General features: G+C 71.1%; 23 protein-coding genes. 10 read left to right on the plus strand and 13 right to left on the minus strand.

The window, feature by feature from the left end; translation table 11 throughout:
* Window positions 1–58 precede the first annotated feature (58 nt).
* Window positions 59–1375: a bifunctional o-acetylhomoserine/o-acetylserine sulfhydrylase gene (locus WA675_RS15755; RefSeq protein ID WP_336085187.1), complete on the plus strand. Its 1317-nt coding sequence runs from the start codon at window positions 59–61 to the stop codon at window positions 1373–1375.
* Window positions 1372–2520, plus strand: coding sequence for a homoserine O-acetyltransferase MetX (gene metX, locus WA675_RS15760; protein WP_336085188.1), 1149 nt, complete (start codon window positions 1372–1374; stop codon window positions 2518–2520). Before WA675_RS15755 ends, metX begins: the two co-directional genes overlap by 4 nt.
* A 3-nt stretch (window positions 2521–2523) precedes the next feature.
* On the opposite strand, the gene WA675_RS15765 is transcribed toward metX, so the two are convergent.
* Window positions 2524–3168, minus strand: a complete 645-nt coding sequence (locus WA675_RS15765) for a TetR/AcrR family transcriptional regulator (RefSeq protein ID WP_336085189.1) — start codon at window positions 3166–3168, stop codon at window positions 2524–2526.
* Window positions 3169–3311: 143 nt separating this feature from the next.
* Here WA675_RS15765 and WA675_RS15770 point away from each other — a divergent pair, with 143 nt between their 5' ends.
* Complete coding sequence (locus WA675_RS15770) at window positions 3312–4265, plus strand: oxygenase MpaB family protein (protein ID WP_336085190.1); 954 nt, start codon at window positions 3312–3314, stop codon at window positions 4263–4265.
* 46 nt (window positions 4266–4311) lie between these two features.
* Here the strand turns inward: WA675_RS15770 and WA675_RS15775 are convergent, their stop codons facing one another.
* Window positions 4312–4638 (minus strand): DUF3017 domain-containing protein, encoded by a 327-nt coding sequence (locus tag WA675_RS15775; protein WP_336085191.1) that lies wholly within the window; start codon window positions 4636–4638, stop codon window positions 4312–4314.
* Window positions 4639–4722: 84 nt separating this feature from the next.
* On the opposite strand from WA675_RS15775, the gene WA675_RS15780 reads away from it, so the two are divergent.
* The 3 genes from WA675_RS15780 (at window position 4723) to WA675_RS15790 (ending at window position 5967) form a co-directional block, all read left to right on the plus strand.
* On the plus strand, window positions 4723–5187 hold the full coding sequence (locus WA675_RS15780) for a tRNA (cytidine(34)-2'-O)-methyltransferase (RefSeq protein ID WP_336085192.1): 465 nt from the start codon (window positions 4723–4725) through the stop codon (window positions 5185–5187).
* A 101-nt stretch (window positions 5188–5288) separates the two neighbouring features.
* Entirely contained in the window at window positions 5289–5513 is a 225-nt protein-coding gene (locus tag WA675_RS15785) for an AbrB/MazE/SpoVT family DNA-binding domain-containing protein (protein WP_336085193.1), read from the plus strand.
* On the plus strand, window positions 5506–5967 hold the full coding sequence (locus tag WA675_RS15790) for a type II toxin-antitoxin system VapC family toxin (RefSeq protein WP_336085194.1): 462 nt from the start codon (window positions 5506–5508) through the stop codon (window positions 5965–5967). Before WA675_RS15785 ends, WA675_RS15790 begins: the two co-directional genes overlap by 8 nt.
* Here the strand turns inward: WA675_RS15790 and WA675_RS15795 are convergent, their stop codons facing one another.
* From WA675_RS15795 to WA675_RS15820, 6 genes are read right to left on the minus strand one after another with little or no spacing between them, the layout of a single operon-like run.
* Window positions 5968–6195, minus strand: a complete 228-nt coding sequence (locus tag WA675_RS15795) for a DUF167 domain-containing protein (protein ID WP_336085196.1) — start codon at window positions 6193–6195, stop codon at window positions 5968–5970. It lies immediately after the preceding gene.
* On the minus strand, window positions 6155–7144 hold the full coding sequence (locus WA675_RS15800; protein WP_336085197.1) for a DUF4349 domain-containing protein: 990 nt from the start codon (window positions 7142–7144) through the stop codon (window positions 6155–6157). Before WA675_RS15800 ends, WA675_RS15795 begins: the two co-directional genes overlap by 41 nt.
* A gap of 46 nt (window positions 7145–7190) precedes the next feature.
* Complete coding sequence (locus WA675_RS15805; protein WP_336085199.1) at window positions 7191–7625, minus strand: type II toxin-antitoxin system VapC family toxin; 435 nt, start codon at window positions 7623–7625, stop codon at window positions 7191–7193.
* Window positions 7622–7864, minus strand: coding sequence for a CopG family transcriptional regulator (locus WA675_RS15810; protein ID WP_336085201.1), 243 nt, complete (start codon window positions 7862–7864; stop codon window positions 7622–7624). The genes WA675_RS15805 and WA675_RS15810 overlap by 4 nt, the downstream gene beginning before the upstream one ends.
* A 28-nt stretch (window positions 7865–7892) precedes the next feature.
* On the minus strand, window positions 7893–11654 hold the full coding sequence (locus WA675_RS15815) for an error-prone DNA polymerase (protein ID WP_336085203.1): 3762 nt from the start codon (window positions 11652–11654) through the stop codon (window positions 7893–7895).
* A 33-nt stretch (window positions 11655–11687) separates the two neighbouring features.
* On the minus strand, window positions 11688–12143 hold the full coding sequence (locus tag WA675_RS15820; RefSeq protein WP_336085205.1) for a hypothetical protein: 456 nt from the start codon (window positions 12141–12143) through the stop codon (window positions 11688–11690).
* 121 nt (window positions 12144–12264) lie between these two features.
* Between WA675_RS15820 and WA675_RS15825 the strand changes: the two genes are divergently transcribed.
* Complete coding sequence (locus WA675_RS15825; RefSeq protein ID WP_336085207.1) at window positions 12265–13221, plus strand: SDR family NAD(P)-dependent oxidoreductase; 957 nt, start codon at window positions 12265–12267, stop codon at window positions 13219–13221.
* Window positions 13222–13363: 142 nt separating this feature from the next.
* Here WA675_RS15825 and WA675_RS15830 read toward each other — a convergent pair whose 3' ends face one another.
* The 3 genes from WA675_RS15830 to WA675_RS15840 all read right to left on the minus strand — a co-directional run bounded on the left by WA675_RS15830 (window position 13364) and on the right by WA675_RS15840 (window position 16769).
* Complete coding sequence (locus tag WA675_RS15830; protein WP_336085209.1) at window positions 13364–14299, minus strand: sucrase ferredoxin; 936 nt, start codon at window positions 14297–14299, stop codon at window positions 13364–13366.
* A 65-nt stretch (window positions 14300–14364) separates the two neighbouring features.
* Window positions 14365–15933 carry a DNA polymerase Y family protein gene (locus WA675_RS15835; protein WP_336085210.1) on the minus strand — a complete coding sequence of 523 codons (1569 nt, stop codon included), beginning with the start codon at window positions 15931–15933 and terminating at the stop codon, window positions 14365–14367.
* A gap of 89 nt (window positions 15934–16022) precedes the next feature.
* Window positions 16023–16769 (minus strand): hypothetical protein, encoded by a 747-nt coding sequence (locus WA675_RS15840; protein WP_336085212.1) that lies wholly within the window; start codon window positions 16767–16769, stop codon window positions 16023–16025.
* A gap of 266 nt (window positions 16770–17035) precedes the next feature.
* Here WA675_RS15840 and WA675_RS15845 point away from each other — a divergent pair, with 266 nt between their 5' ends.
* Window positions 17036–18172: a serine/threonine-protein kinase gene (locus WA675_RS15845; protein ID WP_336085214.1), complete on the plus strand. Its 1137-nt coding sequence runs from the start codon at window positions 17036–17038 to the stop codon at window positions 18170–18172.
* On the opposite strand, the gene WA675_RS15850 is transcribed toward WA675_RS15845, so the two are convergent.
* Both WA675_RS15850 and WA675_RS15855 read right to left on the minus strand, forming a co-directional pair.
* Window positions 18173–18808, minus strand: coding sequence for a response regulator (locus WA675_RS15850; RefSeq protein WP_442945641.1), 636 nt, complete (start codon window positions 18806–18808; stop codon window positions 18173–18175).
* 228 nt (window positions 18809–19036) lie between these two features.
* Window positions 19037–20371 (minus strand): ATP-binding protein, encoded by a 1335-nt coding sequence (locus WA675_RS15855; RefSeq protein WP_336085466.1) that lies wholly within the window; start codon window positions 20369–20371, stop codon window positions 19037–19039.
* Window positions 20372–20996: 625 nt separating this feature from the next.
* Here WA675_RS15855 and WA675_RS15860 point away from each other — a divergent pair.
* The gene (locus WA675_RS15860) at window positions 20997–21623 is read left to right on the plus strand and encodes an MspA family porin (protein ID WP_336085217.1); all 627 of its coding nucleotides are present in this window, start codon (window positions 20997–20999) and stop codon (window positions 21621–21623) included.
* 84 nt (window positions 21624–21707) lie between these two features.
* Window positions 21708–25553 (plus strand): nSTAND1 domain-containing NTPase, encoded by a 3846-nt coding sequence (locus tag WA675_RS15865; protein ID WP_336085218.1) that lies wholly within the window; start codon window positions 21708–21710, stop codon window positions 25551–25553.
* Window positions 25554–25587: the final 34 nt, after the last annotated feature.

Genomic DNA, 25587 nt, shown 5'->3' on the forward strand with positions numbered 1-25587 from the left:
TGTCCGTCGATCCGACCCAGTTGACGAATACCCCGGCGCACAACCCTGGAGCATTTTCATGACCGACTCTGCCCTGCCCGAGAACTGGACCTTCGAGACCAAGCAGATCCACGCGGGCCAGGCCCCCGACGCGAGCACCAACGCGCGGGCACTGCCGATCTACCAGACCACCTCCTACACCTTCCGCGACACCGATCACGCCGCAGCGCTGTTCGGGCTCGCCGAACCGGGCAACATCTACACCCGGATCATGAACCCCACCCAGGACGCGGTCGAGCAGCGCATCGCCGCGCTCGAGGGTGGCGTCGCCGCGCTGCTGCTGGCCTCGGGCCAGGCCGCGGAGACCTGCGCGATCCTGAACCTGGCAGGCGCGGGTGACCACATCGTGTCCAGCCCGCACCTCTACGGCGGCACCTACAATCTGTTCCACTACTCGCTGCCCAAGCTGGGCATCGAGGTCTCCTTCGTCGAGGACCCCGACGACCTGGCCCAGTGGCAGGCCGCGATCCGGCCCAACACCAAGGCCTTCTACGGCGAGACCATCGCCAATCCGAGCAGCGCCGTATTCGACATCCCCGGCATCGCCGAGGTCGCGCACGCGGCGGGCCTGCCGCTCATCGTCGACAACACCGTCGCCACCCCGTACCTGATCCAGCCGCTGGCCCACGGCGCCGACATCGTCGTGCACTCGGCCACCAAGTACCTGGGCGGGCACGGCGCTGCGGTCGCGGGCGTGATCGTCGACGGCGGCACCTTCGACTGGACCGTGCGCGACGCCGAGGGCAACGCGCGCTTCCCCGGCTTCACCGAGCCCGACCCGAGCTACCACGGCGCCGTCTTCGCCGACCTGGGCGCACCGGCCTTCGCGCTCAAGGCGCGCGTGCAGCTGCTGCGCGATCTGGGCGCGGCGGTGTCACCGTTCAACGCCTTCCTGATCGCCCAGGGCATCGAGACGCTGAGCCTGCGGGTGGAACGTCACGTGGCGAACGCCGAGGCGGTGGCGAAGTTCGTCGCCGAACAGCCGGGCGTGGAGACCGTGTACTACGCGGGCCTGGAGTCCTCGCCCTGGCACGAGCGGATCAAGCGGCTGGCACCCAAGGGCGCGGGCGCGATCGTGGCCTTCGAGCTGGCCGGGGGCGTCGACGCGGGCAAGAAGTTCGTGGACGCGCTCAGCCTCCACAGCCATGTAGCTAACATCGGTGATGTGCGTTCTCTCGTGATTCACCCGGCCTCGACCACGCACTCGCAGTTGACGCCGGAAGAGCAGCTGGCCGCCGGCGTGACTCCGGGGCTGGTGCGGCTCGCGGTGGGTATCGAGGGCATCGACGACATCCTGGCCGATCTGCGGGCCGGTTTCGCGGCGGCGACGACGTGACTGTGAGCACCGAATCGCCGATCGCCCGTCCCGCTGCCGGGGTGGCCCTGCTGCCACCACCGGACGGGCGTCTCGGCGTGGTCGCCATCGGGGACGTGACGCTGGAGAACGGCGCCGTGGTCCCCGATGCGCGGCTCGCGGTGCAGCGCTGGGGCGAGCTCTCGCCCACCCTGGACAATGTGGTGCTGGTCGAGCACGCGCTCACCGGCGACTCCGCCGTCATCGCCAGCCCGGACAATCCCGCGCCGGGCTGGTGGGAGGGCATGGTCGGCCCCGGTGCGCCGATCGACACCGACGAATGGTGCGTGATCGCCACCAATGTGCTCGGCGGCTGCAAGGGCAGCACCGGCCCGGCCAGTCCGGCCCCCGACGGAAAGCCGTGGGGCACCCGCTTTCCCGACCTGACCATCCGTGACCAGGTGACCGCCGAGGCGCAGTTGCTCGACCTGCTCGGCGTCGAGCGCCTGGGCGCGGTCGTCGGCGGGTCGATGGGCGGCATGCGGGTGCTGGAGTGGATGATCAGCCGCCCCGCGCGGGTGGCCGCGGCGCTGGTGCTGGCCGTGGGGGCCAGGGCCACCGCCGATCAGATCGGCACCCAGACCACCCAGATGGCCGTCATCAAGGCCGACCCGGACTGGCAGGGCGGCGACTACCACGGCACCGGCCGCGCGCCGATGACCGGCATGGGCCTGGCCCGGCGCATCGCGCACCTGACCTACCGCACCGAGGGCGAACTCGACCACCGCTTCGCCAACTCGCCTCAGGGCGACGAGGACCCGTGGACCGGCGGCCGCTACGCGGTGCAGAGCTACCTCGAGCACCAGGCCGACAAGCTCTGTCAGCGCTTCGACCCGGCCACCTATGTGCTGCTCAGCGAGGCGATGAACCGCCACGACATCGGGCGCGGACGCGGCGGGATCGCCGCCGCGCTGGCCTCGACGCCGGTGCCGTGTGTGGTCGGCGGTGTCGACTCCGATCGCCTGTATCCCCTGCACACCCAGGCCGAGCTGGCCGAGGGCCTGCCGGGCTGCGCGGGGCTCGAGATCGTGCACTCGCGCGACGGCCACGACGGCTTCCTCACCGAGGCCGCCGCCGTCGCCAAGCTGCTCACCGAGACCATCCGGATGGCCCGCGAGAGCCGCTGAGGCTCAGTCCGGCACCGACCCGCCCACCAGCACCACCACCGAGCGGACGAAGTCCTGTAGGCGTTCGCGCGGATACTCGTCGGGATCGCTGACGGCCAGGCGCCCGAGCATCTCGGCCACGGTGAGCGTCGCGTTCGCCAGCAGCCCCGCGTCCATGTGCGTCCAGCGCGGCAGGGTCGCGATCCCCGCTTCGACCAGCGCCGTCGCCCGCGCGAGGATATCGGTGCGGGAGGCGCGCAGGGCGGCCCGGTATTCGTCGGGCGCGCTGGCCGGCGTGGCCAGGATGAGCCGCCAGCGGGTCGGGTTCGCCAGCGCCAGGCCGACGAAGGCTTCCACCGTCGCCGAGGCGGCGGCCACCGGTTCGGCGCCGATCAGATCGGCGGGCAAGGTGTCCGCGATCTGTGCCAGCCCACGTTCGCGCTCGCGTTCCAGTAGCGCTTCCACCAGCTCGGCCCTGGTCTTGAACACCGTGTAGAGCACCGGCTTGCCGACCCCGGCCTCCTGGGCGACGGCCTCCATATTGAGCTCGTGCAGCTCCATCCGGCCCAGCACCGCGAAGGCGGCGTCGAGCAGCTGGGCCCGGCGTTCGTGCGGCGGTAGCCGGGGGGCGTAGCGGCGCCGGGGCCGCTGTTCCTGCGTGGCGGTCACGGGACCTCCCTTCACCCTCCGAACGTTACCGTTCGCCCATCAAGGCAAATCCTACACAACCGTTGTATTCAATCCGCACAATTGCTACGGTTGCGTTGTATTCACTTGCGAGGTTCGCCTCGGCACTGCAAAGGAGCAGTTGCATGGCCTTCGATCCGTCTTCCCTGCGCCGCGACGACTACGGCTTCTTCGGGCCGGACTCCCCCACCTGGAAGGTGTGGGCCGCCCCGACCGCGCTGATCGGATTCCAGCGCGCGGTCACCCTCGAGCACTTCGACCCGTTCCTCACCGCCGCGGTGGCCGACTCGCACGGGATCTACGACAATCCCGCGACCCGTCTCGACCACACCCTGTCCTACTTCCTGCTGGTCGCCCTCGGCGACGGCCGCACCGCCATCCAGGCCGCCGAGCATCTGATGAAGGTGCACGCGCCGATGACGGGCATCGAGCCGATCAGCGGCAAGCGCTACAGCGCCAACAACCCCGAGTCCCAGCTGTGGATCCACGTCACCGGCTGGCATTCGGTGCTCAAGGCCTACGAGATGTTCGGCCCCGGCCCGCTGAGCCCGGCCGAGGAGGACCGGTACTGGGCCGACTGCGTCATCGCCGCCGAGCTACAGACCTGTAAGCCCGCCGATGTGCCGCGCAATCGCGAGCAGGTGCGTGCCTATTTCGCGCGGATGCGGCCGCAGCTGTGTGTCAGCGAGCGGGCTGTGCGGGCCATGCACTACCTGCTGTGGCCGTCGGCGGACAAGGGCCTGACGTTCGCGGCGGGCGGGCGGGTGCTGTCGCTGGCGACGATCGCGACGCTGCCCGCCTGGATGCGTGAGCTCGGCCGGTTCGACCTGCCGCGAATCGTCGACGTCTCGGCGCGGCTGCCGTGGAAGGCACTGGTGTGGGCCACCGCGCTGCGCGGTAACCGGGGGTTGATCATGGCCAGCCCGTATGTCGCGAAGATGACCGGGCAGATCCTGGCCGCGCACGCCGCCGCCTCGCCGCCGCGTCACCAGGCCACGATCACCCCCGCCGAGGCCCGCGAGCGCTACGGCAGCCAGGGCACCCGCAGCCTGTGGGAGGGCTCCGTCGCCTCCGCCTGAAACCGAGCACCACACGGCCGCGTCCACTCCGGGCGCGGCCGTTTCGTCAGCTGACGCCGAGCGTATTGATGGTGGCCGCCAGGAAGACGATGGAACTACCCAGCGCCGTCAGCGCGGCCACGTCGAACGGCTTGCTACGCACCGCGAGCAGCCCGACCTGCACAGTCGGCAGACACAGCCGGAAGGCCGCCGCCACCAGCGCGGCACTACCGAAGATGAGCGCCCCCCGACGCCAGCGATCCCACGCCACGAACCCGACGGCGACGATGATCAGCGCGGTCACCACGGTCATCGGCAGATGACTGCGCAGATACTGCTGCCAGGCACTCAACCGCACCACACGGTGCTTGCCGGTCGTCTCCGCCTTGTTCACGCCCCGATTGTTCCAGTGTCGCGGAACCCCCGCACACCGACCCTCCTCGGCATCCGGGGCGCCGCCGGGCAGTACCCTGCTGCGGTGTTCAATGTGATGTTCCATCAGCCGGTGATTCCGCCGAACACCGGTAACGCGATCCGGCTGGTGGCGGGCACGGGCTGCACGCTGCACCTGATCGAGCCGCTGGGTTTCGATCTGTCGGAGGCCAAGCTGCGGCGGGCCGGGCTGGACTATCACGACCTCGCCTCGGTCATCGTGCACCCCGACCTGGCGACGGCATGGGCGGCCATCGGACCGCAGCGGGTCTTCGCCTTCACCACCCAGGCGAGCACCCGCTACACCGATATCGCCTACCAGCCCGGTGACGTCCTGCTCTTCGGCACCGAACCCACCGGATTGCCCGCCGAGGTGCTCGCCGATCCGCACATCACCGAGCAGGTGCGGGTCCCGATGCTGCCGGGGCGGCGCTCGATGAACCTGTCCAACACCGCCGCGGTCGCGGTGTACGAGGCATGGCGACAGCAGGGCTTCCCCGACGCCGTCTGACGCTCCCCGATCTCGAAGCGCTCGAGCTGGTACGGGATTCAATAGACACGTATCGTATGTATTACGTATCTCTTCCCTTCCTGAGAGCAAGGTGGTGCGCGGTGCGCTTGAACAGCAAGGGACAGGTCACGATTCCGGCCGAACTCCGACGAAAGTTCGGGTTCGAAGAGGGCGATGAGGTCGAGGTCATCGAGGTGGGCAATACCTTGCAGATCGTGCGGCGTGAGGGCGCGACACGTCGCGGGAAGCGGCTCACCGGGCATATGCGCGGCCGGGCGACAACCTCGATGAGCACAGACGAACTCATGGAACTCTTCCGTGGCTGACGGTCAGGGTGCGGGGCGTCCGCTGAGACTCGCTCACAACCGGCCGATCACCCTGGTGGACTCCTGTGTGCTGCTCGATGTGCTCACCGACGACCCGAAGTGGGCGGATTGGTCCGATGACGCCCTGGCCGAGGCACGGGATGCCGGGCCGACGGTGATCAATCCGATCATCTACGCGGAGGTAGCAGGCGGTTTCGACGCCATCGAAGACCTCGACGAAGCCATTCCGGAAGCCGATCTCGAGCGCCTCCCGCTGCCGTTCCAGGCCGGGTTCGTGGCGAGCAAAGCGTTCGTCGCCTATCGGCGGCGAGGTGGAGAGAAACGTAGCCCACTGCCGGACTTCTACATCGGGGCGCACGCGGCGTACTCGGGCTACCGACTGCTCACCAGAGACGCTGCCCGATTCCGCACCTACTTCCCGCGCGTGGAACTGATCACTCCTGACGACGCCTGATCAGGTGCCGATCTCGAAGCGCTTGAAGCGCGAAGTGGCGCCCGCGGTGAGGCGGACCGCGGATTTGGCTACGCCGAAGTGGGTGGCGAGGAGTTCGATGGCGGCCTTGTTGGCCTTGCCCTCGACGGCGGGGGCGCGGACGTAGAGGGTGAGGGTGCCGTCGTCGGCGGTTTCGACCAACGGGCCCTTACGGCTGTTGGGTTTGATCGTCGCCCGGACCGTCGGCACCGTCGGCTCCCTTCGTGGTCGAGTGCGGTTCGGAGGCGGGGCGGTTCGGTTCCGGCTGTGCTGGCCCGGCGGTCGTGCTCGCGACGGGTGTGGCCGTGGACCGGCGGCGCAGCAGCCAGCGCAGGGCCGTCCACAGCACCGCGCCGATCACGGCGAGGAAGCCGAGCCAGGGCAGGGCCTTGCCGAGGAAGACGATCGCGTCGTGCAGCCAGTCGAGCAGCGAGTGCCAGCCCGCGACGACGCCGTCCCAGAAGTTGTCGGCCTCGCCGGGGGTGCGCTTGTCATCGGCGGTGAGGGTGATGGTGAGGGTGGACAGGGCCACCTGGTCGTCGAGTGAGCGCTTCTGCGCGGTGAGGCTGTCGAGTTCACCCTGCCTGCTCGACAACGCTTCCTCGGCGGCGATCAGGTCGGCGGTGTTGGTGGCGCCCGCCATGAGCGCGCGCAGGCGGTCGACGGAGGCTTGCAGAGCACGGATGCGGGCATCGAGGTCCTGCCACTGCATGGTGACGTCGTCGCGGTTGGTGGTGACCCGGGTGACGGTGCCGATGCCGTCGAGCCCGCTGATGAAGGCATCGGTCTTGTCGGCGGGCACCCGCACGCTGAGCACCGCGCGCGCGTTGCGCTTGTCGGTGCCGGGCTGTTCGGTGCGGCTGTCGATGCGGCCGTCCACGGCGCGTACCTGGTCGGTGACGGTCGCCGCGCCCGCGATCGGATCGCCGGTGGAGATATCGACCGAGCCGGTGATCACCTCCTTGCGCGTCGAGTCCGCCGGTGCGGGACTGTCTTTGGCGGGTGCGCCCTCCCGGTAGCCGGGGGCGGGCGCGGCGGCGGGCCCGGACAGGCTCGGGGTCGCGGCCCCACCGGAGGACTCGTCGTCCCCGCCGCTACCGCACCCCACCAGGAACAGCAGCCCGAGCATTCCGATCAGCATCACCGCAAGCTTGCGCATGGTCGCAGCGTAATGCGCCGCGGCCGTCCGCGGGCGGAGCCGCCGACTATAGATCGGCGGGCAGGATGCGGAATGTCGCGGCGCCGGGCGTGAGCGGTTCGACCGCCCGGAAGTCCCGCTGACCCAGCGTGAAAATGCAGTCGGTCCGGTACTTGTCGGCCAAGGCGACGCCGACCGCGTCAGCGAGATCGAGCCGCAAACCTTCGTATTTGGCCCGAATCGTCTGTGCCGCAGCGAGATCGACGTGCTCGAGTTCAGCGAGCCGATACCGGCCGTCCAGCATGCGCGTCATCAGGGCCTCGATGACCTGCATCGCCGCGTCGAAACCGAGATCACGGTGCACGAGATGATCCAGCTCGGTCAAAACCAGCGGCGAGATCACCAGAGTCTCGGTCGCCATGACGGCTGCCGCCCGGTCGTGTTCGGGCTGGTCGGCGTCGAACGCGGCGAAACCAGCCGAGGTGTCGGCGCCGATGATCATCGGCGCTCGGACCGGGACTTGATGTGGTCGTAGCTCGACTGATCCATCTCCGCGACGGTGCGGGCCCGGCCACTACGGAACACCGGTAGTGGCGCGTCGCTCTTCGGTACCGCGGAAGCCTCGAGCAGCATCGCGATCCCCCGTCGGATGAGTGCCGCCTTGCTGACACCGGTCGCGGCAGCTTCGGCATCGAGCCGGACCGCCAACTCCTCGGAGAGGTACACGGTCGTCTTGGTCATGCCTAGATGGTATGACCCGTTGGGCGCGTCAGCGGAAGTCGCGGGAGCGGGCGACGATGCGCAGGTCGAGGTGTTCGAGGTGGTCGGCGACGAGGCTGGCCGCGCCCTCGGCGTTCTGGATGCGGCCGCGTACCAGCAGGGCGGTGGCGCTCTGGGCGAGGCGGCGGTGGCGCTGCCACAGGCCGACCGAGCAGACCACGTTCACCATGCCGGTCTCGTCCTCGAGATTGAGGAAGGTGACGCCCGCGGCGGTGGCGGGGCGCTGCCGGTGGGTGACCGCGCCCGCCACCAGGATGCGGGTGCCGTCCTCGACGAGCAGCAGGTCAGCGGCCGGGACGACACCGAGCGAGTTCAGGTGCTCGCGCAGGAATTCGGTGGGGTAGCTGCCGGGTGAGATGCCGGTGGCCCACACGTCGGCGGCGGCGATCTCGAGCGCGCTCATGCCGGGCAGGGACGGGGCCGCGGTCACCGGTCCGGTCCCGGGCAGCAGGTCCGCGCGTTCCCGCGCCGCCGCCCCCGCCGCCCACAACGCCGCCCGCCGCGCGCCGCGCACCGCCTCCTCGCCCCGCCCCGCACCGCGCATAGCCTCATCGCCTCGCCGCGCGCTGCGCACTGCCGCCTCGTCGCTCCGCCCGGCGCCGCATGCGTCATCGTCGGCTCGGTTCGGTCGACGGTCGTCGTCGAGTCGACCACCCACGCTGTCGATGTGGTCGACCAGGCTGTCCAAAGCGCCTGCGGTGGCGAGGGATTCGACCTGGGTGACGGACAGTTCGATGCGGCCGGTGAGGTCGAGCATCGAGGTGAAGGGGCCGTGGGCGGCGCGTTCGGTGATGATGCGGTCGGCGAGGTCGGTGCCGAGGTGGCGGATGCCGGACAGGCCCAGGCGGACCTCGGTGCCCGCGTTCTCCAGGGTGGGTTCGGCGCGGCTGGCATTGATGTCGGGGCCGTGCACGAGCACGCCGTGACGGCGGGCGTCGGCCACCAGCGACTGCGGGGAGTAGAAACCCATCGGCTGGGCGCGCAGCAGACCGGCGCAGAAGGCGGCGGGGTGGTGCAGCTTGAACCACGAGGAATAGAACACGATCGAGGCGAAGCTCTGCGAATGACTTTCCGGGAAACCGAAATTCGCGAAGGCGTAGAGCTTCTCGTAGATGCGGTCGGCGACCTCGCCGGTGATGCCGTGCAGCTCGCGCATGCCCCGATAGAGGCGCTCCTTGAGCTGTTCCATCTTCTCCGGTGAGCGTTTGGAGCCCATGGCGCGGCGCAGCTGGTCGGCTTCGGCGGCGCTGAAACCGGCCACATCGATGGCCATCTGCATGAGCTGTTCCTGGAACAGCGGCACCCCGAGCGTGCGGGCGAGCGAGTGTTCCAGCGCGGGATGGTCGCAGACGGGGTCCTCCAGCCCGTTGCGCCTGCGGATATACGGGTGCACCGAGCCGCCCTGGATGGGCCCGGGCCGGATCAGCGCCACCTCCACCACCAGGTCGTAGAACTCGCGCGGCTTCAACCGGGGCAGCGTCGCCATCTGCGCGCGCGACTCCACCTGGAACACCCCGATCGAGTCGGCCCGCTGCAACATCTCGTAGACGGCGGGTTCGGCGAGGTCGAGCGCGTGCAGTTCGACCTTCTCGCCCTTGTGCTCACGGACCAGGTCCATCATGTAGTGCAGCGCCGAGAGCATGCCGAGGCCGAGCAGGTCGAACTTCACCAAACCCACGGCGGCGCAATCGTCCTTGTCCCACTGGAGCACGCTGCGCCCGGCCATGCGCGCCCATTCCACCGGGCACACATCGGCGATCGGCCGGTCGCAGATCACCATGCCACCGGAGTGGATGCCCAGATGCCGTGGCAGACCGTCGAGTTCACCGGCCAGTTCGAGGACGGGCGCGGGGATGTCGGTGCCGGTCTCGGCAGCCACGCCCGACCAGCGGCTCACCTGTTTGCTCCACGCGTCCTGCTGGCCGGGCGAAAAGCCCAGTGCGCGAGCGGCATCGCGCACCGCCGACTTGCCGCGATAGGTGATCACGTTCGCCACCTGGGCGGCGTAGTCGCGGCCGTATTTGGTGTAGACGTGCTGGATGGCCTCCTCGCGCCGGTCGGACTCGATATCGACATCGATATCGGGCGGACCGTCGCGCTCGGTGGACAGGAACCGTTCGAACAGCAGCTTGTTGGCCACCGGATCGACATTGGTGATACCGATGGCGTAGCAGACCGCGGAGTTGGCCGCCGAACCCCGGCCCTGGCACAGGATGTCGTTGTTCTCGCAGAACTCGACGATGTCGTGCACCACCAGGAAATAGCCGGGGAAGGTCATCCGCTTGATCACCGCGAGCTCGTGCTCGATCTGGCGGTACGCCTCGGGATTCCGTTCCGGCGGGCCGTACCGCTCGGCGGCGCCCTTCAGCGCGAGATGACGCAGCCACGAGTCCTCGTCGTGGCCCGGAGGCACGTCGAACGGGGGCAGCTTCGGCGCGATCAGGCGCAGGTCGAACGCGCACTCGCGGGCCAGGTCCACCGCATGCGACACCGCCCGCGGGTACTCGGCGAACAGCCGCGCCATCTCCGCGCCCGAACGCAGATGCGCGCCGCCGGTGGACGGCAGCCAGCCCGCCATCTCGTCGAGACTGCTCCGCGCGCGGATCGCGGCCAGTGCCATGGCACGCTTGCGCTGGGCGGGCGCGGCGAAATGCGCGCCGGTGGTGGCCAGGATCGGGATGCCGATCCGGTCGGCCAGCGCGACCAGGTAGGCGTTGCGTTCATCGTCAGTGGCGATGCCGTGGTGGGTGAGTTCGACGCTCACCCGGTCGTCACCGAAGCGTTCGACCAGATCACGCAGGGCCGCTTCGGCTTTCGGCAGGCGTGTATCGCCCGCCGCCAGGTCTTGTTCGAGGGCGAGGCGCAGGTGGCCTTTGCGGCAGCCGGTGAGAATGTGCCAGTGCCCGCCCGCGGCCTCGGTGAGAGTGTCGAGGTCGTAGCGCAGGATGCCCTTCGCGCCCGCGGCCATGTGCGCGTCGGCCATCTGCCTGGACAGCCGCCGATACCCCTCCTGGCCGCGCGCCAGGATCAGCAGATGCGGCCCAGCGGGATCGGGAAACCCGGTGCGCGGCATGGAGTCCGGGGCGTCCCGGTGGCCGGTGCGTCGCACGGGATCGGGTTCACCCCCGTGCCCGGCGCGCCACGCGGGCACACCCTGACGCCCGGTGCGGCGCCCAGCCCCCGGCTCGCCCCGGCGCTCGGCTGCGCGCTGATGCTCGACGTTCGGTGCGGGATCGCCCAGCGAATGCCCGCTGCCGGACGTCGCTGCCGTCCCCTCGGTTCCCGTCGCGACCCGTGATCCCCCGCGTGGCACAGAACGGCGCCGGACCGCATCCCCTCGGCCCGGCGCCGCCTCCGCATCGGTTCCCAGTGACAGTTCGGCACCGAAAACCGTTGGCATTCCCCATTCTCTGGCCGCCTCGGCGAACCGGACGGTCCCGTAGAAGCCGTTGTGGTCGGTGAGCGCGAGCGCGTCCAGGCCCAGCCGGACCGCCTCCTCCACCAGTTCCTCGGGCTGGCTCGCGCCGTCGAGGAAGCTGTAGGCGGAGTGGGCGTGCAACTCGGCGTAGGGCACGGTCGGGCCGCTGGGCCGGTCGAGCGCGGTGGCGCGGTACTCGCCGCGTTTGCGTGACCAGGCGGGGCTGTCGCCGCCGTCGCCGGGGTGCATGTCCTCGGCCGGGCGGGCGCTCGGCTTGCCCGAGAGCACCCGCTCCAGCTCCGACCAGGTCGGCGGACCATTGCTCCAGCCCACGCACCCACTCCTCTCACCCGGGCCGCCCAGCCCCTAACTCGCGGGCAGACGCTCCATCGAGCGCGTCTCCAGCGCCGCCTCCACATGTCCCAGACCCGAGCGGATCACCGCGCCGTAGGCATCGTTGGCGAGCACGTCGAGGTGCCCGCGCGCGATGGCCAGCTGCATCCGCGCCATGTCGAAATCACCGACGCGGCGGTGACTGTCGGCCAGGTTCAGATACAGCGAGGGCAGGAACCCGCGCAGCCCCTCGTCGAGCGGGATGCCCGGCCCGAACACCGCGGCCAGCGCCCGCTGGTCCCACAGCAGCGCGCCCTCCGGCAACTCCTGCACATCCGCCAGGTGATGCGCGATCACGCAGCGATGCAATGGGTCGCCACCTTCCCCTATCTCGTCCCAGAGCCTGGTCAGCGCCGCGCGCGCTGCCTGCTGATCAAAACCGCCGAGCCGCACCGCGGCATAGATATCCGCCATCCGATCGTCCGCCATGCGCACCAGTATCGCACATACGTTCGAATATTGGCGAGAGGCTTTCGAACATATTTTCGAGTCTGGTCAGGGAACTTACTTTGGAGTAAGTTAGGAGGGAACGAGCTGCAAAGGAGCAGTGATGTCCCAGGTTTCTCCAGGTGCACAGGGCCGTAAGCGGCAGCGCGAGCTGACCGGCAGGCATGTCGTCATCACCGGCGCGTCGTCCGGGATCGGGCGGGCCGCCGCGCTCGCGGTCGCGAACAAGGGCGCCGTGGTCTTCCTCCTCGCCCGGCGTGGTGACGAGCTCGCCGAGGTGGTCACCGAGATCACCGACGCGGGCGGGCGCGCCTACGGCTATCAGTGCGATGTCACCGACGCCGAATCGGTGGAGGCCGCGGTGAAGGCCATCCTCGATCAGCACGGCCATGTCGACATGCTGGTCAACAACGCGGGCCGGTCCATCCGCCGCGCCATCCACCGGTCCACCGACCGCATGCACGACTTCGAGCGCACCATGGCGGTCAACTACTTCGGCGCCGTCCGGATGACCCTCGCCCTGCTGCCGCAGATGCGCGAGCGCGGCTTCGGCCATGTCGTCAATATCTCCAGTGCCGGGGTGCAGGTGGCCACGCCCCGTTTCGCCGCGTATCTGGCGAGCAAGGCCGCGCTGGACAAGTTCGCCGAGGTGGCCGCGATCGAAACCCTCGCCGACGGCGTAAGTTTCACCACCATCCACATGCCGCTGGTGCGCACTCCGATGATCGCGCCCAGCGGCGATCAGGGCCCCTCCGAATCTCCCGAATGGGCCGCGGGCACCATCGTGCGCGCCCTCTCCGAACGCCCCAAGCGCATCGATGTCCCGCTCGGCACCCTGGCCGAATACGGCGGCATCATCACCCCGCGCCTGCGCGACCGCGTCCTGCACCGCTACTACCGCGCGCTGCCGGATTCGCCTGCGGCCAAGGGTGAATCGGTCGAGGAGGTCGCGGTGGAGGTGCCGCCGCCGCCCGCACCCAAGCCGCGCTCGGCTGCCCGCAAGGCCACCGGTACCGCCCTGCGCCGGGCGGCGCGGTGGGTGCCGGGGACACACTGGTGAATCAGGCTGCGCCAGAGACGAATCGAGCCGGGTGATCGGCAGCCGGGACCGCACACCGCGAGCGGTTCCCGGACACCCGGCTCACCGTGGCCGATCGCTCGCGGCGCCGGGGGCCGCGAGCGGTGTCGTCCCGGCGGAGCGCCTACCTCGACGGTGGTTGATCGCCCTGGGCCGCGACGAGTTCCTGGACCGAGACCGCTTCCAGGTAGGTGGCCGGTTTGGGAGCGGCGTTGCAGCTGGCCTGGCGGGGTGCGGCGGGGACGGTGCGGGCGGTGACGTGCCAGCGGCGGCCGTCGCGGTGGGTGACGATGGCGGCGCCCGCGAGGGCGGGGTCGTGGGTGGGGGCCGGGTCGAGGTGGACGGTGAGGTCGTCGAGGGCGGCCGGGACCTGTTCGCGGACAGCGATTTCGGCGAGTTGGGCGATCGGCGGGTAGCAGCTGCGGCCGCGGAGGCCGGTGAGCGCGACCTCGCCCGCGTCGGCGGCGGTGAGCAGGGCCTGGGCGGCGGGGGCGTCGACGCGGCCGTAGGTGAGGCCGGTCGGGAGCACCACGACGGCGGGGGCGAAGCGGTGGCCGCCGGTGTGCGAGGCCTCCCAGATCCGGCCGGGATGCTCGGCCGACAGCGCCGCCGCGATCGGCCTGCCGAGCAGCGCGCAGCACTGGTCGCGTTTGCCGTGGGCGCAGACCAGCACGATCGGATCATCCACGGGCGCACCGATTCCCGGGGCCGGACCGGCGGTGAGATGCAGGTCGATGTCGAAGAGTTCGCGCAGGTCGGTGATCTCGAACCGCTCGCACCACGAACCCTCCGGCCGCGAGGCGGCCAGCAGGACGGTGCGTTTCCCGGTGAACTCGTGACGGCCGGGCCTGCGGATCAGCGTGGGGCGGACCTTCGCCGCCGAGGTGCGCGCGGCCAGTTCCGCGGTGATCTCGGGGCCGAGCACCTGATCCCCGATCACATCACGCCCCCACGCCCCGGGATGCTCGATCCCCAGCCAGCCGGTGACGTGCACGGCGGTGCCGGGCAGCGGGAGGTCCGCGGCGGCCGCCGAGCACAGCATCCCCTCGAACGGGTTCATGGCGCTCCTCTCCGCGACCGGCCGTCCAGCCGGTCGGGACGGGCACCACAACTCTAGAACCGGCGCTATTCGTAGACGCCCTCCGCGTGCCAGTCGGTGGCGTCGTAGACCAGCAGGACCGCGCGGATCTCGGTGGCGGCGGCGTCGAGCTGGACCTGGACGCGGACGGCGGGCACGGCGGGATCGGCCGACCACCAGCGTTCGACGACCGCCCAGGGCCCGGCCCAGCCGAGCAGCGCCCATTCCTTGCGGCCCCAGCGCAGGTGGGCGGGGTCGGCGGTGAGCAGGCCGCGGTCGGTGACGAGGACGGCCAGGCCGTCGGCGTCGGTCAAGTGGACGACCGGGCGGTGCAGCAGGAGCAGGGTGGGGGCGGGTTCGGGGAGCCTGCCGGGCCAGGGGTGGGTGGGGTCGGCGGCGGGGGTCAGCTCGTCGCCGAGCGCGATGGTGGTGATGCGCTCGGCGGGGCCGCGGCCGCCGCTGAGCACGCCGATGCGCACCGCTTCGCCGCCGAGCAGCCCCTGCACCCGGACCAGCGCGCGGCGGGCCCGCTCGGTCTCCTCGCCCTCGCCGCCCCACAGCCCCAGCTGCAGGGCACCCGCGGCGATCACCTCGACCGGTTCCAGGGTGAGCGTGACGATGGGCGCGGTGGGGCGGGCGCGATGGGTGAGCCAGCCGTCGAGCTGCCAGCGGACGCGGTCGGCGGTGTCGGCGGGGGTGAGCGGGCGGGCGCAGCGCCAGATCCGGGTGAGTTCCTCGCCCGCCTCGGTGCGCGCGGTCACCGCGAGGCGGGTGCAGGCCATTCCGGCCGCGGTGAGCGCCGCGTGCAGGTTGGTGGCGAGCTGACGGCCCGCGAAGGCGGCCGCGTCGACCCGGTCGACCGGCGGGTCGCAGGCCAGCTCGACGGTCAGTTCCGGGGCGGGCGGGCGCGCCGAGGGCGGGCGTTCCGGCAGGGCCCGCGCGGTGCGGTGCGCGAGCACGGCGTCGGCGCCGAAGCGCGAGGCCACCTCGGCGGGTGCCAGGCGCGCGAAATCGCCGATGCGGCGTAAACCCAAGCGGCGCAACAGGTCGACCAGTTCAGCGCGTTCCGGCGCGGCCAGGCTCGGTTCGCTCGCCAGCTCGGCCACCGGCAGCGTGGCCAGATACCGCGCACCCGCCCCCGGCGCCACGATCGCGCCGCGTCGCGCCGCGATCACCGCCGTGGACACCGCGTCGGCGATCCCGATCTGCGCCTCGGCACCCGCCGCCGCGACGGCGTCGATCAGCTGTTCCGCCGCCGCCTCCTCGGACCCGAAATACCGTGCGGCACCGCGTGCTCCGAGCACGACGAGACCCGGCCGCAATACCTCCACGCCCGGCACGGTCGCGTCGACGACCTCGACCACCGGCTCGAACAGGCGGCCATCGCGGTCCGGATCATCCGGTACGACAACGAGTTCCGGGCAGCACCCCTGGGCATCACGCCGCCGCATCCCGCGCCGCACCCCGTCGGCCCGCGCGATCGCCGAACACGCCACCACCCGGTTCCCCCGCAGTACCGCCACCGGCCGGTCCGCCGCCACCCCGGCCACCGCCGCGGCCGCCACGGCGGGCCAGTCCGGACACCACACCGCGAGCACCCGATCACGCCCGGTCACGGTGCGGCCTTCGAACGACCCACCAGCTGTCTGCCGAGCCAAGGTGGGCGAGCCGGATGACGCTCGGGCTCACGGTCGCGCACCGGTGCTCATGACACCGCTTCGTGTAGAGCGGTGCATTCGGTTGCGCCGGTGACGGTTTCGCGGGTCTGCCATTCGGTGCGGCCCGCGTGGGCGCACAGGTCCATGCGGCCGTGGCGGGGTGGGCCCGCCTTGGCGCTGACGCGGACGTCGAGGCAGACCGAGCGCAGGCGGCCGCGACCCGCGCCGAGGCCACGGTAGCCGGTGACGCGGGAGTCCAGGCGCAGGGCCGGGTCGGTCCAGGTGCCGCCCGCGGCGATCAGGGTGGCGCCGCGATTGCGGGCGCGGGCGGTCAGTACCCGGCAGCGGGCGGGCGGTACGGCGAAGCCGTCGAGGCCGAGGACCACCAGGTCGAGCCCGTCGAGGAGCACGGCGGCGACCTCGGCGGGATCGGGGCCGGGATCGGGGATGACGGCCAGCCGGGACAGCTGGGCTCCCATCTCGGCGGCGGCCAGCAAACCCAGCCGGGGCAGCCCGACGACCGCCGCGTGCCCACCCGCCCCGGTCACCGCGGCGAGCAGACCGGTGAGCAGCGAATGCGCCCCGGAATAGGCGACCACCGCCCCCTTCGGCAACCCACCCTCGGGCAGCAACTCGGCCAGCGGCGCGGGCACCGGCAGCATTTCCCGCCGTAACGGCTGCTCACGCGGGGTCCGCGCGGCCGCCGCCGCCCCCCGCCCCGGCACCGCGGCCATCCGCCTGCGCAACTCGTCGAGCGTGCGCTCCCGCGCACCCAGCTCCGGCGACGAACCCATCAACACCACCTACCTCCACGATGGACCCGCACCCGGAAACCACCCGGCACCGCAACCTCAGCACCGTTCCAGCTATCGATCATATTCGAATATACGTTCGATAGCGACCAGGGTGACACGCCCCCTGGACCGGAGCCGCAGCGGATCCCCCGGCTCGGATACGGCGCTCGACGCGGTGGCGCGGGGAATCGCCGGGGCGGGCGCGGGCGATACCCGGGAGTAGAGATAGCGGCCAGTCAGCGGGAGATTCGGCTACCCTCGCACCCGTGACCGAACGTGCTCGTCCCCATATCGGCCCCGACTACCTGGTCGCGGGTCGCTACCGCCTGCAGTCGAAGCTGGGTGGGGGTGGGATGGGTGCGGTGTGGCTCGCGACCGATCGGTTGCTGAACCGGGACGTCGCGATCAAGCAGGTGCTGTCCACGGCGGGGCTCAGCGAGGCCGAGGCCGAGCGGTTGCGGGCCGCCATGGTGCACGAGGGGCGGGTGGCGGCCAAGCTCTCGCACGAGCACGCCATCGCCGTCTACGACGTGGTGCTCGAGGCGGGCGAGCCGTGGCTGGTCATGGAACACTTACCCTCGCGCAGCGTGGCCAAGGCGCTGGCCATGGTCGACACGCTGCCCGCGGTCGAGGTCGCCCAGATCGGCGCGCAGGTGGCCGACGCGCTCGCCGCCGCGCACGCCGCGGGCATCGTGCACCGCGATATCAAGCCGGGCAACATCCTGGTCGCCGACCGCGGCGCCGATGTGGGCCTGGCCAAGCTCAGCGACTTCGGTATCTCCCGTGGCGCGGGCGACACCGGCGACGAACCCGACGGCGTGATCACCGGCACCCCCGCCTACCTCCCGCCCGAGGTCGCGCGCGGTGCCACGCCCACCCCCGCCAGCGATGTGTTCTCCCTCGGCGCCACCCTCTACACCGCGCTGGAGGGTCAGCCGCCGTTCGGTTTCGACGACGACGAGAACGATGTCGTCACCCGGGCCGCGATGGGCCAGATCATCCCGCCCACCCGCAGCGGCATCCTCACCCAGGCGCTGCTGCACATGCTCGAGCCCGCCCCCCAGCGCCGCCCCACCATGGCCGAGGCCCGCGACGAGATCCTCACCGCCGCTTTCGGTCCCGGCACCGGCGCCTACATCCTCGGCGTCCCCCTGCGCACCGAAGACGGCACCATCCCCTCCTGGGCCACCCGCAACTCCGCCAGCGGCCTGCGCAGCCCCCACGCCGCGCCCCTCCCCCGCCCCCAGCGCACCCCCATGGCCGCGGCCGCCCCCGCGGCCCCCCGCCAGCACACCGGCGGCAGCTTCATCGACAACCTCCCCAACGGCGCACCCCTCGCCATCGGCGCAGGCGTCCTCATCGGCCTGATCCTCCTCATCGCGATCATCATCGCGGTGATGTAATCATTCGATTCTTCTGCGGTGGGCCCAGCGGGTCAGGGCGTTGCGGTTGGACTGCTGGGTTTTGCGGAGCACGTTGGAGGCGTGGGTTTCCACGGTTTTCACCGAGATGAACAGGGTTTCGGCGATCTCGCGGTAGGTGTAGCCACGAGCGAGCAGGCGCAGGACCTCCAGTTCGCGGGGGGTGAGCGAGTCCAGTTCCGGGTCCAGCGGCGGTTCGGGAACCGGGGAGCGGCCGGTGAAGGAGTCGAGCACGAAACCGGCCAGGCGCGGGCTGAATACCGCGTCGCCGCCCGCCACCCGGCGGATGCCGTCGGCGAGTTCGGCGCCGGAGATGGTCTTGGTGACATACCCGCGCGCGCCCGCCCGGATCACCGCGATCACGTCCTCGGCGGCGTCGGAGACGCTCAGCGCCAAACACACCGGCCCCGTGGCGATTCCGCTCAGCACCGCCACCCCGCCGCCGTCGGGCATGTGCACGTCCAGCAGCACCACATCGGGGCGCACCGCATCGATCCCGGCCACCGCCTCGGCCACCGCGCCCGCCTCGCCGACGATCTCGATATCGGTCTCCCGGCTCAGCTCCGCGCGCACCCCCGACCGGAACACCGCGTGATCGTCGACCAGAAACACCCGCACACTCACTGACAGCTCTCCCTCATCCCGGCGACTTGCTCTCATCGGTACCACATCGGTGCCGGTCCCGGCGCGGACCACGGTCGGCGGTGCCGGAGCAGCCGAGCGCGCGGCGGCGGACCCCAGCGCGGGTGCTGTCCGGCCGGGTGACACCCGCCGGGACCGGTCGCGCCATACCGGTCACGCGTCGGGATCGGACGGGCGTCCACCGGGTCGGCCGCGCCACACCGGTCATGCGTCGGGGATCGGACGGGCGTCCACCGGGTCGGCCGCGCCGGAATCGGTGGGTGTCTCGGTGTCGGTGGGCGCATCCAGGTCGGTGGCGCCCGAGTCCGAGCGTGGCAGCACGATGCGTACCTCGGTGCCGCGCCCGATCGTCGAGTCGATCTCGGCGCTGCCCCCGCGCCGCTCGATCCGGGCGCGGATCGACTTGGCCAGGCCGCGCCGGTCCTCGGGCACGGCCGCGAGGTCGAAACCGGCGCCGCGGTCGCGCACGAAGATGCTCACCTGGTGTGGTTCGGTCTCGGCGAACAGGTCGATCTCGGGCACGCCCGCGTGCTTGGCGGCGTTGACCAGCGCCTCGCGGCTGGCGCCGAGCAGGGCGGTGAAGTGTTCCTTGGGCAGCCCGGCGCCGGTGTCACCGGGGTCCATGGCGACATCGCCGACGGTGACCGGGGTGACCTTCACCCCGTGTTGGTCCTCCACCTCCCCGGCGATGGTGCGCAGCGCGGCGGACAGACTGGACTGGGCGGGCGCGGTGTCGTCGAAGAGCCATTTGCGCAGCTCGCGTTCTTGGCTGCGGGCCAGCCGCAGCACCTCCTGCGGGTCCTCGGCTTGGCGCTGGATCAGGGCGAGGGTCTGCAGCACCGAATCGTGCAGGTGCGAGGCGATCTCCTCGCGTTCCTCGTTGCGGATGCGGGCGCCGCGTTCGGCGTTCAGCGCGCGCACCATGCGCAGCCACAGCGGCACCGTCAGCAGGCCGGCGCCGATCAGCGTGACCGCGACCGCGACCAGCGCCGACCCCAGCGAACTCAGGTCGATCCGGGCCAGCACCACCACACCCAGTCCGACCACGATCAGTGTCGCCCCGGCCACGATGCGCGACCAGGTCACCACCGAGGGCCGCGCGGGCAGCCCGAACAGGGCGCGCGGGCCCGGCGCGGCGGCGTCGTATTCGCGCCACACCAGCGCCGCGCCGACCGCGACCACCACGATCGGCGCGATCACCCGCGCCGCGGTGCCCTGGAACAACCACGACACCGTGGCGGTGAGCCCGAGACCGAGCAGGGCAAGGCCGATCGCCTGCCTGCGTTCGTCGCCGGTGGGTTTGGCCGCGTCGGCGCCGCCGGGGGTGAAGATCCACAGCAGACCGTAGGCCACCAGCCCGGCCCCGACCAGCGCGGACAGCAGCACGAACGCCATCCGCACCTTGAACACGTCGACGCCGAGATGATCGGCCAGCCCGCCCGCGACCCCGCCGACCACCCGGCCGCCGGTGCGCCGGACCAGCCGGGGCAGCTCGGGGACCGGCCGATCCGCGGGCGGCGGCGCGGGCACCGGCAGCATCCCGGGCCGGTACCCGCGCGGGACGCCGTAGCCCATCGCCCCGGGGTACGGCGGATAACCCGGCGCGGTCCGGTAGCGGGGGTACTGCTGGGTCGCGTAGGGCTGGGGGGTGCCGTACACGGCCTGGCCGCCGTTCACCCGCTGGGAGGCTCGCCCGAGCAACGCCGACGGCCAGTTGGCCCGCGGGTTCCCGCCGAAGCGTGCCGCGGCGCCCGGTCCGTCCGGCGGCGGTACCGCGCCCGGCGACGCGGTCCCCGGGACGCCACGGAACCCGGGGTGGGCGGCCTCTCGGGCGGGAACAGACGGATCCATGCTTTCGATACTGGCACGCGCGAGCGGGTGCCGACATCAGGAAAGTCCCTGATCTCGTCCCCGAGACCGGCGATCCGGCGCCGAGCTGGGACAACGCTGTCCGGTCCGGCCGGAAACACGCGCTGACCTGGACCTTCGCCGGGCGCGTCCGGCGGCCCGGACGGCGTCCCGGCGGCCGGACCGGAAAACCGGTCACAGCGTTCTCACCAGCGATTCTCAGCCTTTCCGACGCTTCGCCGCCGACCGGGGCTCAGCCCGGATTCCTACCTTGATGTCGGGCCGGAAATCACGGCCGATACTTCGGGGAGGAACGTTGAACATCATCACCACCGTGCTGGGGACCACCGCGATCGCGCTGAGCACTCTGGGACTCACACCCACCGCCGCGGCCGCGCCGATGGCCCCGCACGAGACGACCTATCACGGGCCCGACGGCTTCGAGCTCACCATCGGGCACACCGACCAGTCCTACCGGCAGGTGCCCGCGCTCAACGCCATGCCGACCAATCGGGAGGTGTTCCTCGACAACACCGTCTACGTCACCGCGCCGGGCGCGACCGGCGATCTCACCTCCGGCTACTTCGTCGCCTGCGCGGTGGATCTGACCCTCACGGTCGGCCTCGACGGTGGGGTCTCGGCGAGCGCGGGCGGCTCGATCGGGTTCGGTTCCTCGGGGCCGGACGCCTCGGTGGACATCGGCCCGTCGATCTCGGCGGGCATGGATCTGAGCCTGTCGATGGCGCCGGGCGAGATCAAGAAGATCGATGTCGGCGAGCGGACGCTGGATCCCGGCACCACCTACCTGGTGAACCGTGACTTCCATCTGATGGTCGGCAACTGCGCCGGGCCGCTCAACATCTACTCGTGGGCGACCGTCACCGCCACCGCCGGATCGGTCACCGCGACCAACTCGGTGTTCGGCGACACCATGTTCCTGTGAGCCGCGACGGGACCCGGCTGTATGCCGGGTCCCGCTCGACCAAATATCATTCCTCCCGGTCGTTTTCATCGAACGGGGGGTTCCTTGACCATCACCGAACCGGAGAGTTCGTCGCCGCGTGCGCTTTTCGCCCAGCGCTTCGCCGAACTCTATGCCGCGGCGGGCAATCCGACCCTGCGCCGCGTGTCCGCCGCGACCGAGCGGCGCATGCGCGGCACCCAGGCGAGCACGCCCTCGGCCCAGCGCATCAGCGACTGGAAGGCCGGGCGCAATGTGCCCGCGCGCTTCGAATCCCTGCTCCCGGTGGTGCTGACCCTGGCCGAGCTGGCGGCCAAGACCCAGCGCGAACTCCCGCGCAGGCTGAGCGAACCGCACGAATGGCAGCGGCTGTGGCAGGAATCGGTGACCTGGACCGCGGCGGCGGGCGTGGGTGACACCTGTCCGTTCCCGGGTCTGCGCGCCTTCCGCGCCGAGGAACGCGCGCTGTTCTTCGGCCGTGAGCAGGCCACCGCCGAGTTCGTCGAGCTGGTCCGGGCCGCCACCGGCATCGTGGTGCTGATCGGCGCGTCCGGGGCGGGCAAGTCCTCGCTGCTGGCGGCGGGCCTGCGCCCCGCCCTCGACGTGCCGACGGCCTCGATGACACCCGGCACCGCACCGTCCGCCGGGCTCACCACCGCCCTCGCCGCGGACCCGCGGGTCCTGATCGTCGACCAGTTCGAGGAACTGTTCACCCTCTGCCCCGACGACACCGAACGCACCGATTTCCTGACCGAGCTCGCCGCGCTGAGCACCCGCGACGAGCACCCGATCACCGTCGTCGCCGCCCTGCGCGCCGACTTCTACGAACGCTGCCTGCACTACCCCGTGCTCCGGGAGAGCCTGCGGCGCACCAACTATCTGCTCGGCCCGATGTCGATGGACGAGATCTCGCGCGCCATCACCGGGCCCGCGGCCGCCGCGGGCCTGACCCTCGAACAGGGTCTGGAGGAACTGGTCCGCACCGAACTGCGCGGCCTCGGCGAGCACACCAGCACCGACGGCTACGACCCCGGCGCGCTCCCGCTGCTCTCGCACGTGATGGCCGCGACCTGGCAGCAGCGCGACGGACGCAAACTCACCGTGGCCGGATATCGCAAGGCGGGCGGGGTGGCCGGGTCGGTCGCCGAGACGGCCGAGCTGGCCTGGAGCGAGCTCACCCCCGCCCAGCAGGACGCCGCCCACGAACTGCTCGGCGCGCTGGTCACCGTCGGCGAGGACTCCCGCGACACCCGCCGCACCGTCGACCGCGCCGACCTGCTCGCCCGCAGCGCCGACCCCTCCGCCACCGGCGAGGTCCTGGAGATCCTCGCCGCCGCCCGCCTGCTGGCCCTGGACGCCGAGTCGGTGCAGTTCGCGCACGAGATCGTCCTGACCGCCTGGCCCCGGCTGCGGGGGTGGATCGAGATCGACCGGGTCGGGCATCTGGTGCGGCAGCGGCTGGAACGGGACGCGGCGGAATGGGATGCGGCGGCGCGTGATTCGGCGCTGCTGTATCGGGGGACGCGGCTCGACGGTGCCCGCGAACATACCCGCGGCGCCACCCTGAGCACCCGCGTGAACGCCTTCCTGCACGCCTCACAACGGGCCGCCCGGATCGGCGGGCGGTGGCGGATCGGGGTGGCCGCCGTGGTGGTGGCACTGCTGGCGACCGGGGTGGTGGCGGTCGATCGGAGCAGGCTGGCCGATCAGCGCACGGCCGACCGGGACTACATCGAGCTGGTGGCGGCCGCCCAGCGCAACCGAACCAGTGATCCCTCACTGTCGGCGCAGTTGCTGCTGGCGGCGTACCGGATGCGGCCCGACGACGCGACCCGCACGTTGCTGCTCAACAGCCAGGACGCTCCGCTGGCCGTCACCGTGGCCGCCCACGAAGGGCCCGCGCGGATGCTGGCGGTCCGTCCCACCGACCATCTGCTGGTCTCCCTCGACTATCGCGGGAACGCTGTCTTCTGGAACGTCGAGGAGCCAACGCGACCACAGCGCCTCGACATCGACCGGCGGTTGGCGGTAGACCAGCTGGTCTTTCTTCCCGGCTCCACCGACATCGTCACCAAGGGGCCCGACGGTGTCCAGCTGTGGAACTTGGCTGACCCGCGATCGCCCCGCCTGCTGCACTCGATCGAGTCCGACCGTGATGTCTCGATCGCGGTCGATCCCACCGGCACCCGCCTGGCCGGAGTCGGCTCGACCAGCCTGACGCTGTGGGATATCGACGACCGCGCCCGCCCGGTGCGCACGTCGTTCACGGCGCTGCCCGAAGACGACCACGCCGTCGAATTCGCCCCCAGCGGCGAGCTGCTCGCCATCAGCACCAGGGGTTACGGTACGGATTCCGCGAACGTGCAGCTGTGGGACATCCGTGATCGCGCGGTCGCCCAGCGCATCGGGCGACCGCTCGGCCTCGCCGATCCCGACTATCTGGCCGACTTCACCTTCAGCCCGGACGGCACCCAGCTGGTAGTCGGCACATTCGGCATCGTCGGCGCATTGGGCACCGCCGACGCTGAATCGAGTCGGGTCGATATCTGGCAGATCGCCGATCCGTCGCGTCCGCGCAAGTACGAGACGCCCATCAGGGTCGACAACGAGATGATGACCTCGCTCGCCTTTCATGCGGAAAGCGGCCTGCTCGCTGTCGGCTCCACCGAGTCCATCCGGCTGTGGAACATCACCGAGCCGACCCGTCCGACCCAGACCGGACCAGTCCTGTCGGTGAGTCCGACCGTCTGCCCGGCGATCCAGTTCGCTTCCTGTGGCGGCGGCCCCAACGCGATGCTGTTCCTGCCCGGCATGCCGATTCTGTTCAGCTCCGGCGACGACGGGTACCTGCGCAGCTGGTCGCTGTCGCGGGCGACGGTCGGCACGGTGGACTTCGCGCCGAGCCGACCCGTCTTCGACCGCGAGGGCGACCGGATGGCGATACTCACCGCGAAGGGGAATCTCACCCTCTGGGACACTCGCGTCACCGAGCGACCGGTTCGGTTGGCGACGATCACCGGCACCGCGGCCTGGGTCAACCCCGCGCTGAGCGCGGACGGGCGAACCTTGTCGGTCCACGACCAGCACGGCAATCAGCGCCTCGTCTACGACCTCGATGATCCGCGCGCTCCGCGCCCGTTGCCCGGCTGGCCGACCGAGGTCGCCGGGTTGTCGACAATCCATGGCGGCCGGATGCTGGTCACGGCCAGGGACGCGGTGCATGTGTGGGACATCACCGATCGCGCTGCGCCGGTCCGCCTCGGCACGATCACCTCGTCCGAGAAACTGGTCTACTCCAGCACGCTCAGCCCCGATGGCACCTTGGCCGAGGTGGTTCTCGTCGAACGCAAAACCTGGCTGGAGGAGTTCACCCGCCAGATCTGGAGCCTGGCCGATCCGCACCATCCGAGCCTGGTCGACCACGCCGATATCAGCGCCGTCAACGCCTACCAACCCTCGCGATTCATGCCGGACAACCGGACGCTGATCGGCGCCTACTCCGACCACTTCGGGTTGTGGGACACCTCGTCTCCCGATGCCGTCACCCCGCTCATCGATGCCGTGCACACCGAGATCGCCCCGCTGGAATCGGTGTCGACGAACCGGGACGGCACACTGCTGGCCGTCTCGGGGGCGGCCGGCGTCACCGGGCTCTGGGACACCACCGATCCCCGCGCACCGCGGCGCGTCGGCGGTGCGCTCGACCCGGCCGACGGGCGGGATCGACGGATCGCCCTCCACCCGCGCGGCGAACAGCTGATCATGGTCGCCGATGACGGCAGGCTCGGCGTCTGGGATCTCGACGCCGACCTGGTCGCCGAGCAGATCTGCGCGCGCACCGGCGGCCAGCTCACCCAGGCGGTGTGGCGCGGGCAGGTGCCGAATGTGGAGTATCGCCCGCCGTGCGCCTGAGACCCGGGGCAATTCTCAGGGTTCACCCCGATGT

The sequence above is a fragment of the Nocardia sp. SSK8 genome, from assembly GCF_037034205.1.
GTDB lineage: Bacteria > Actinomycetota > Actinomycetes > Mycobacteriales > Mycobacteriaceae > Nocardia.

Excerpts from the sequence above, each read along its gene's own strand:
- WA675_RS15770 (WP_336085190.1), top strand. The coding sequence starts at position 3,312 with ATGGCCTTCGATCCGTCTTCCCTGCGCCGCGACGACTACGGCTTCTTC.
- WA675_RS15830 (WP_336085209.1), bottom strand. The coding sequence starts at position 14,299 with ATGAACCCGTTCGAGGGGATGCTGTGCTCGGCGGCCGCCGCGGACCTC.
- WA675_RS15800 (WP_336085197.1), bottom strand. The coding sequence starts at position 7,144 with ATGCGCAAGCTTGCGGTGATGCTGATCGGAATGCTCGGGCTGCTGTTC.
- WA675_RS15805 (WP_336085199.1), bottom strand. The coding sequence starts at position 7,625 with ATGATCATCGGCGCCGACACCTCGGCTGGTTTCGCCGCGTTCGACGCC.
- WA675_RS15825 (WP_336085207.1), top strand. The coding sequence starts at position 12,265 with ATGTCCCAGGTTTCTCCAGGTGCACAGGGCCGTAAGCGGCAGCGCGAG.
- WA675_RS15755 (WP_336085187.1), top strand. The coding sequence starts at position 59 with ATGACCGACTCTGCCCTGCCCGAGAACTGGACCTTCGAGACCAAGCAG.
- WA675_RS15855 (WP_336085466.1), bottom strand. The coding sequence starts at position 20,371 with ATGCTGCCGGTGCCCGCGCCGCCGCCCGCGGATCGGCCGGTCCCCGAG.
- WA675_RS15840 (WP_336085212.1), bottom strand. The coding sequence starts at position 16,769 with ATGGGTTCGTCGCCGGAGCTGGGTGCGCGGGAGCGCACGCTCGACGAG.
- WA675_RS15810 (WP_336085201.1), bottom strand. The coding sequence starts at position 7,864 with ATGACCAAGACGACCGTGTACCTCTCCGAGGAGTTGGCGGTCCGGCTC.
- WA675_RS15820 (WP_336085205.1), bottom strand. The coding sequence starts at position 12,143 with ATGGCGGACGATCGGATGGCGGATATCTATGCCGCGGTGCGGCTCGGC.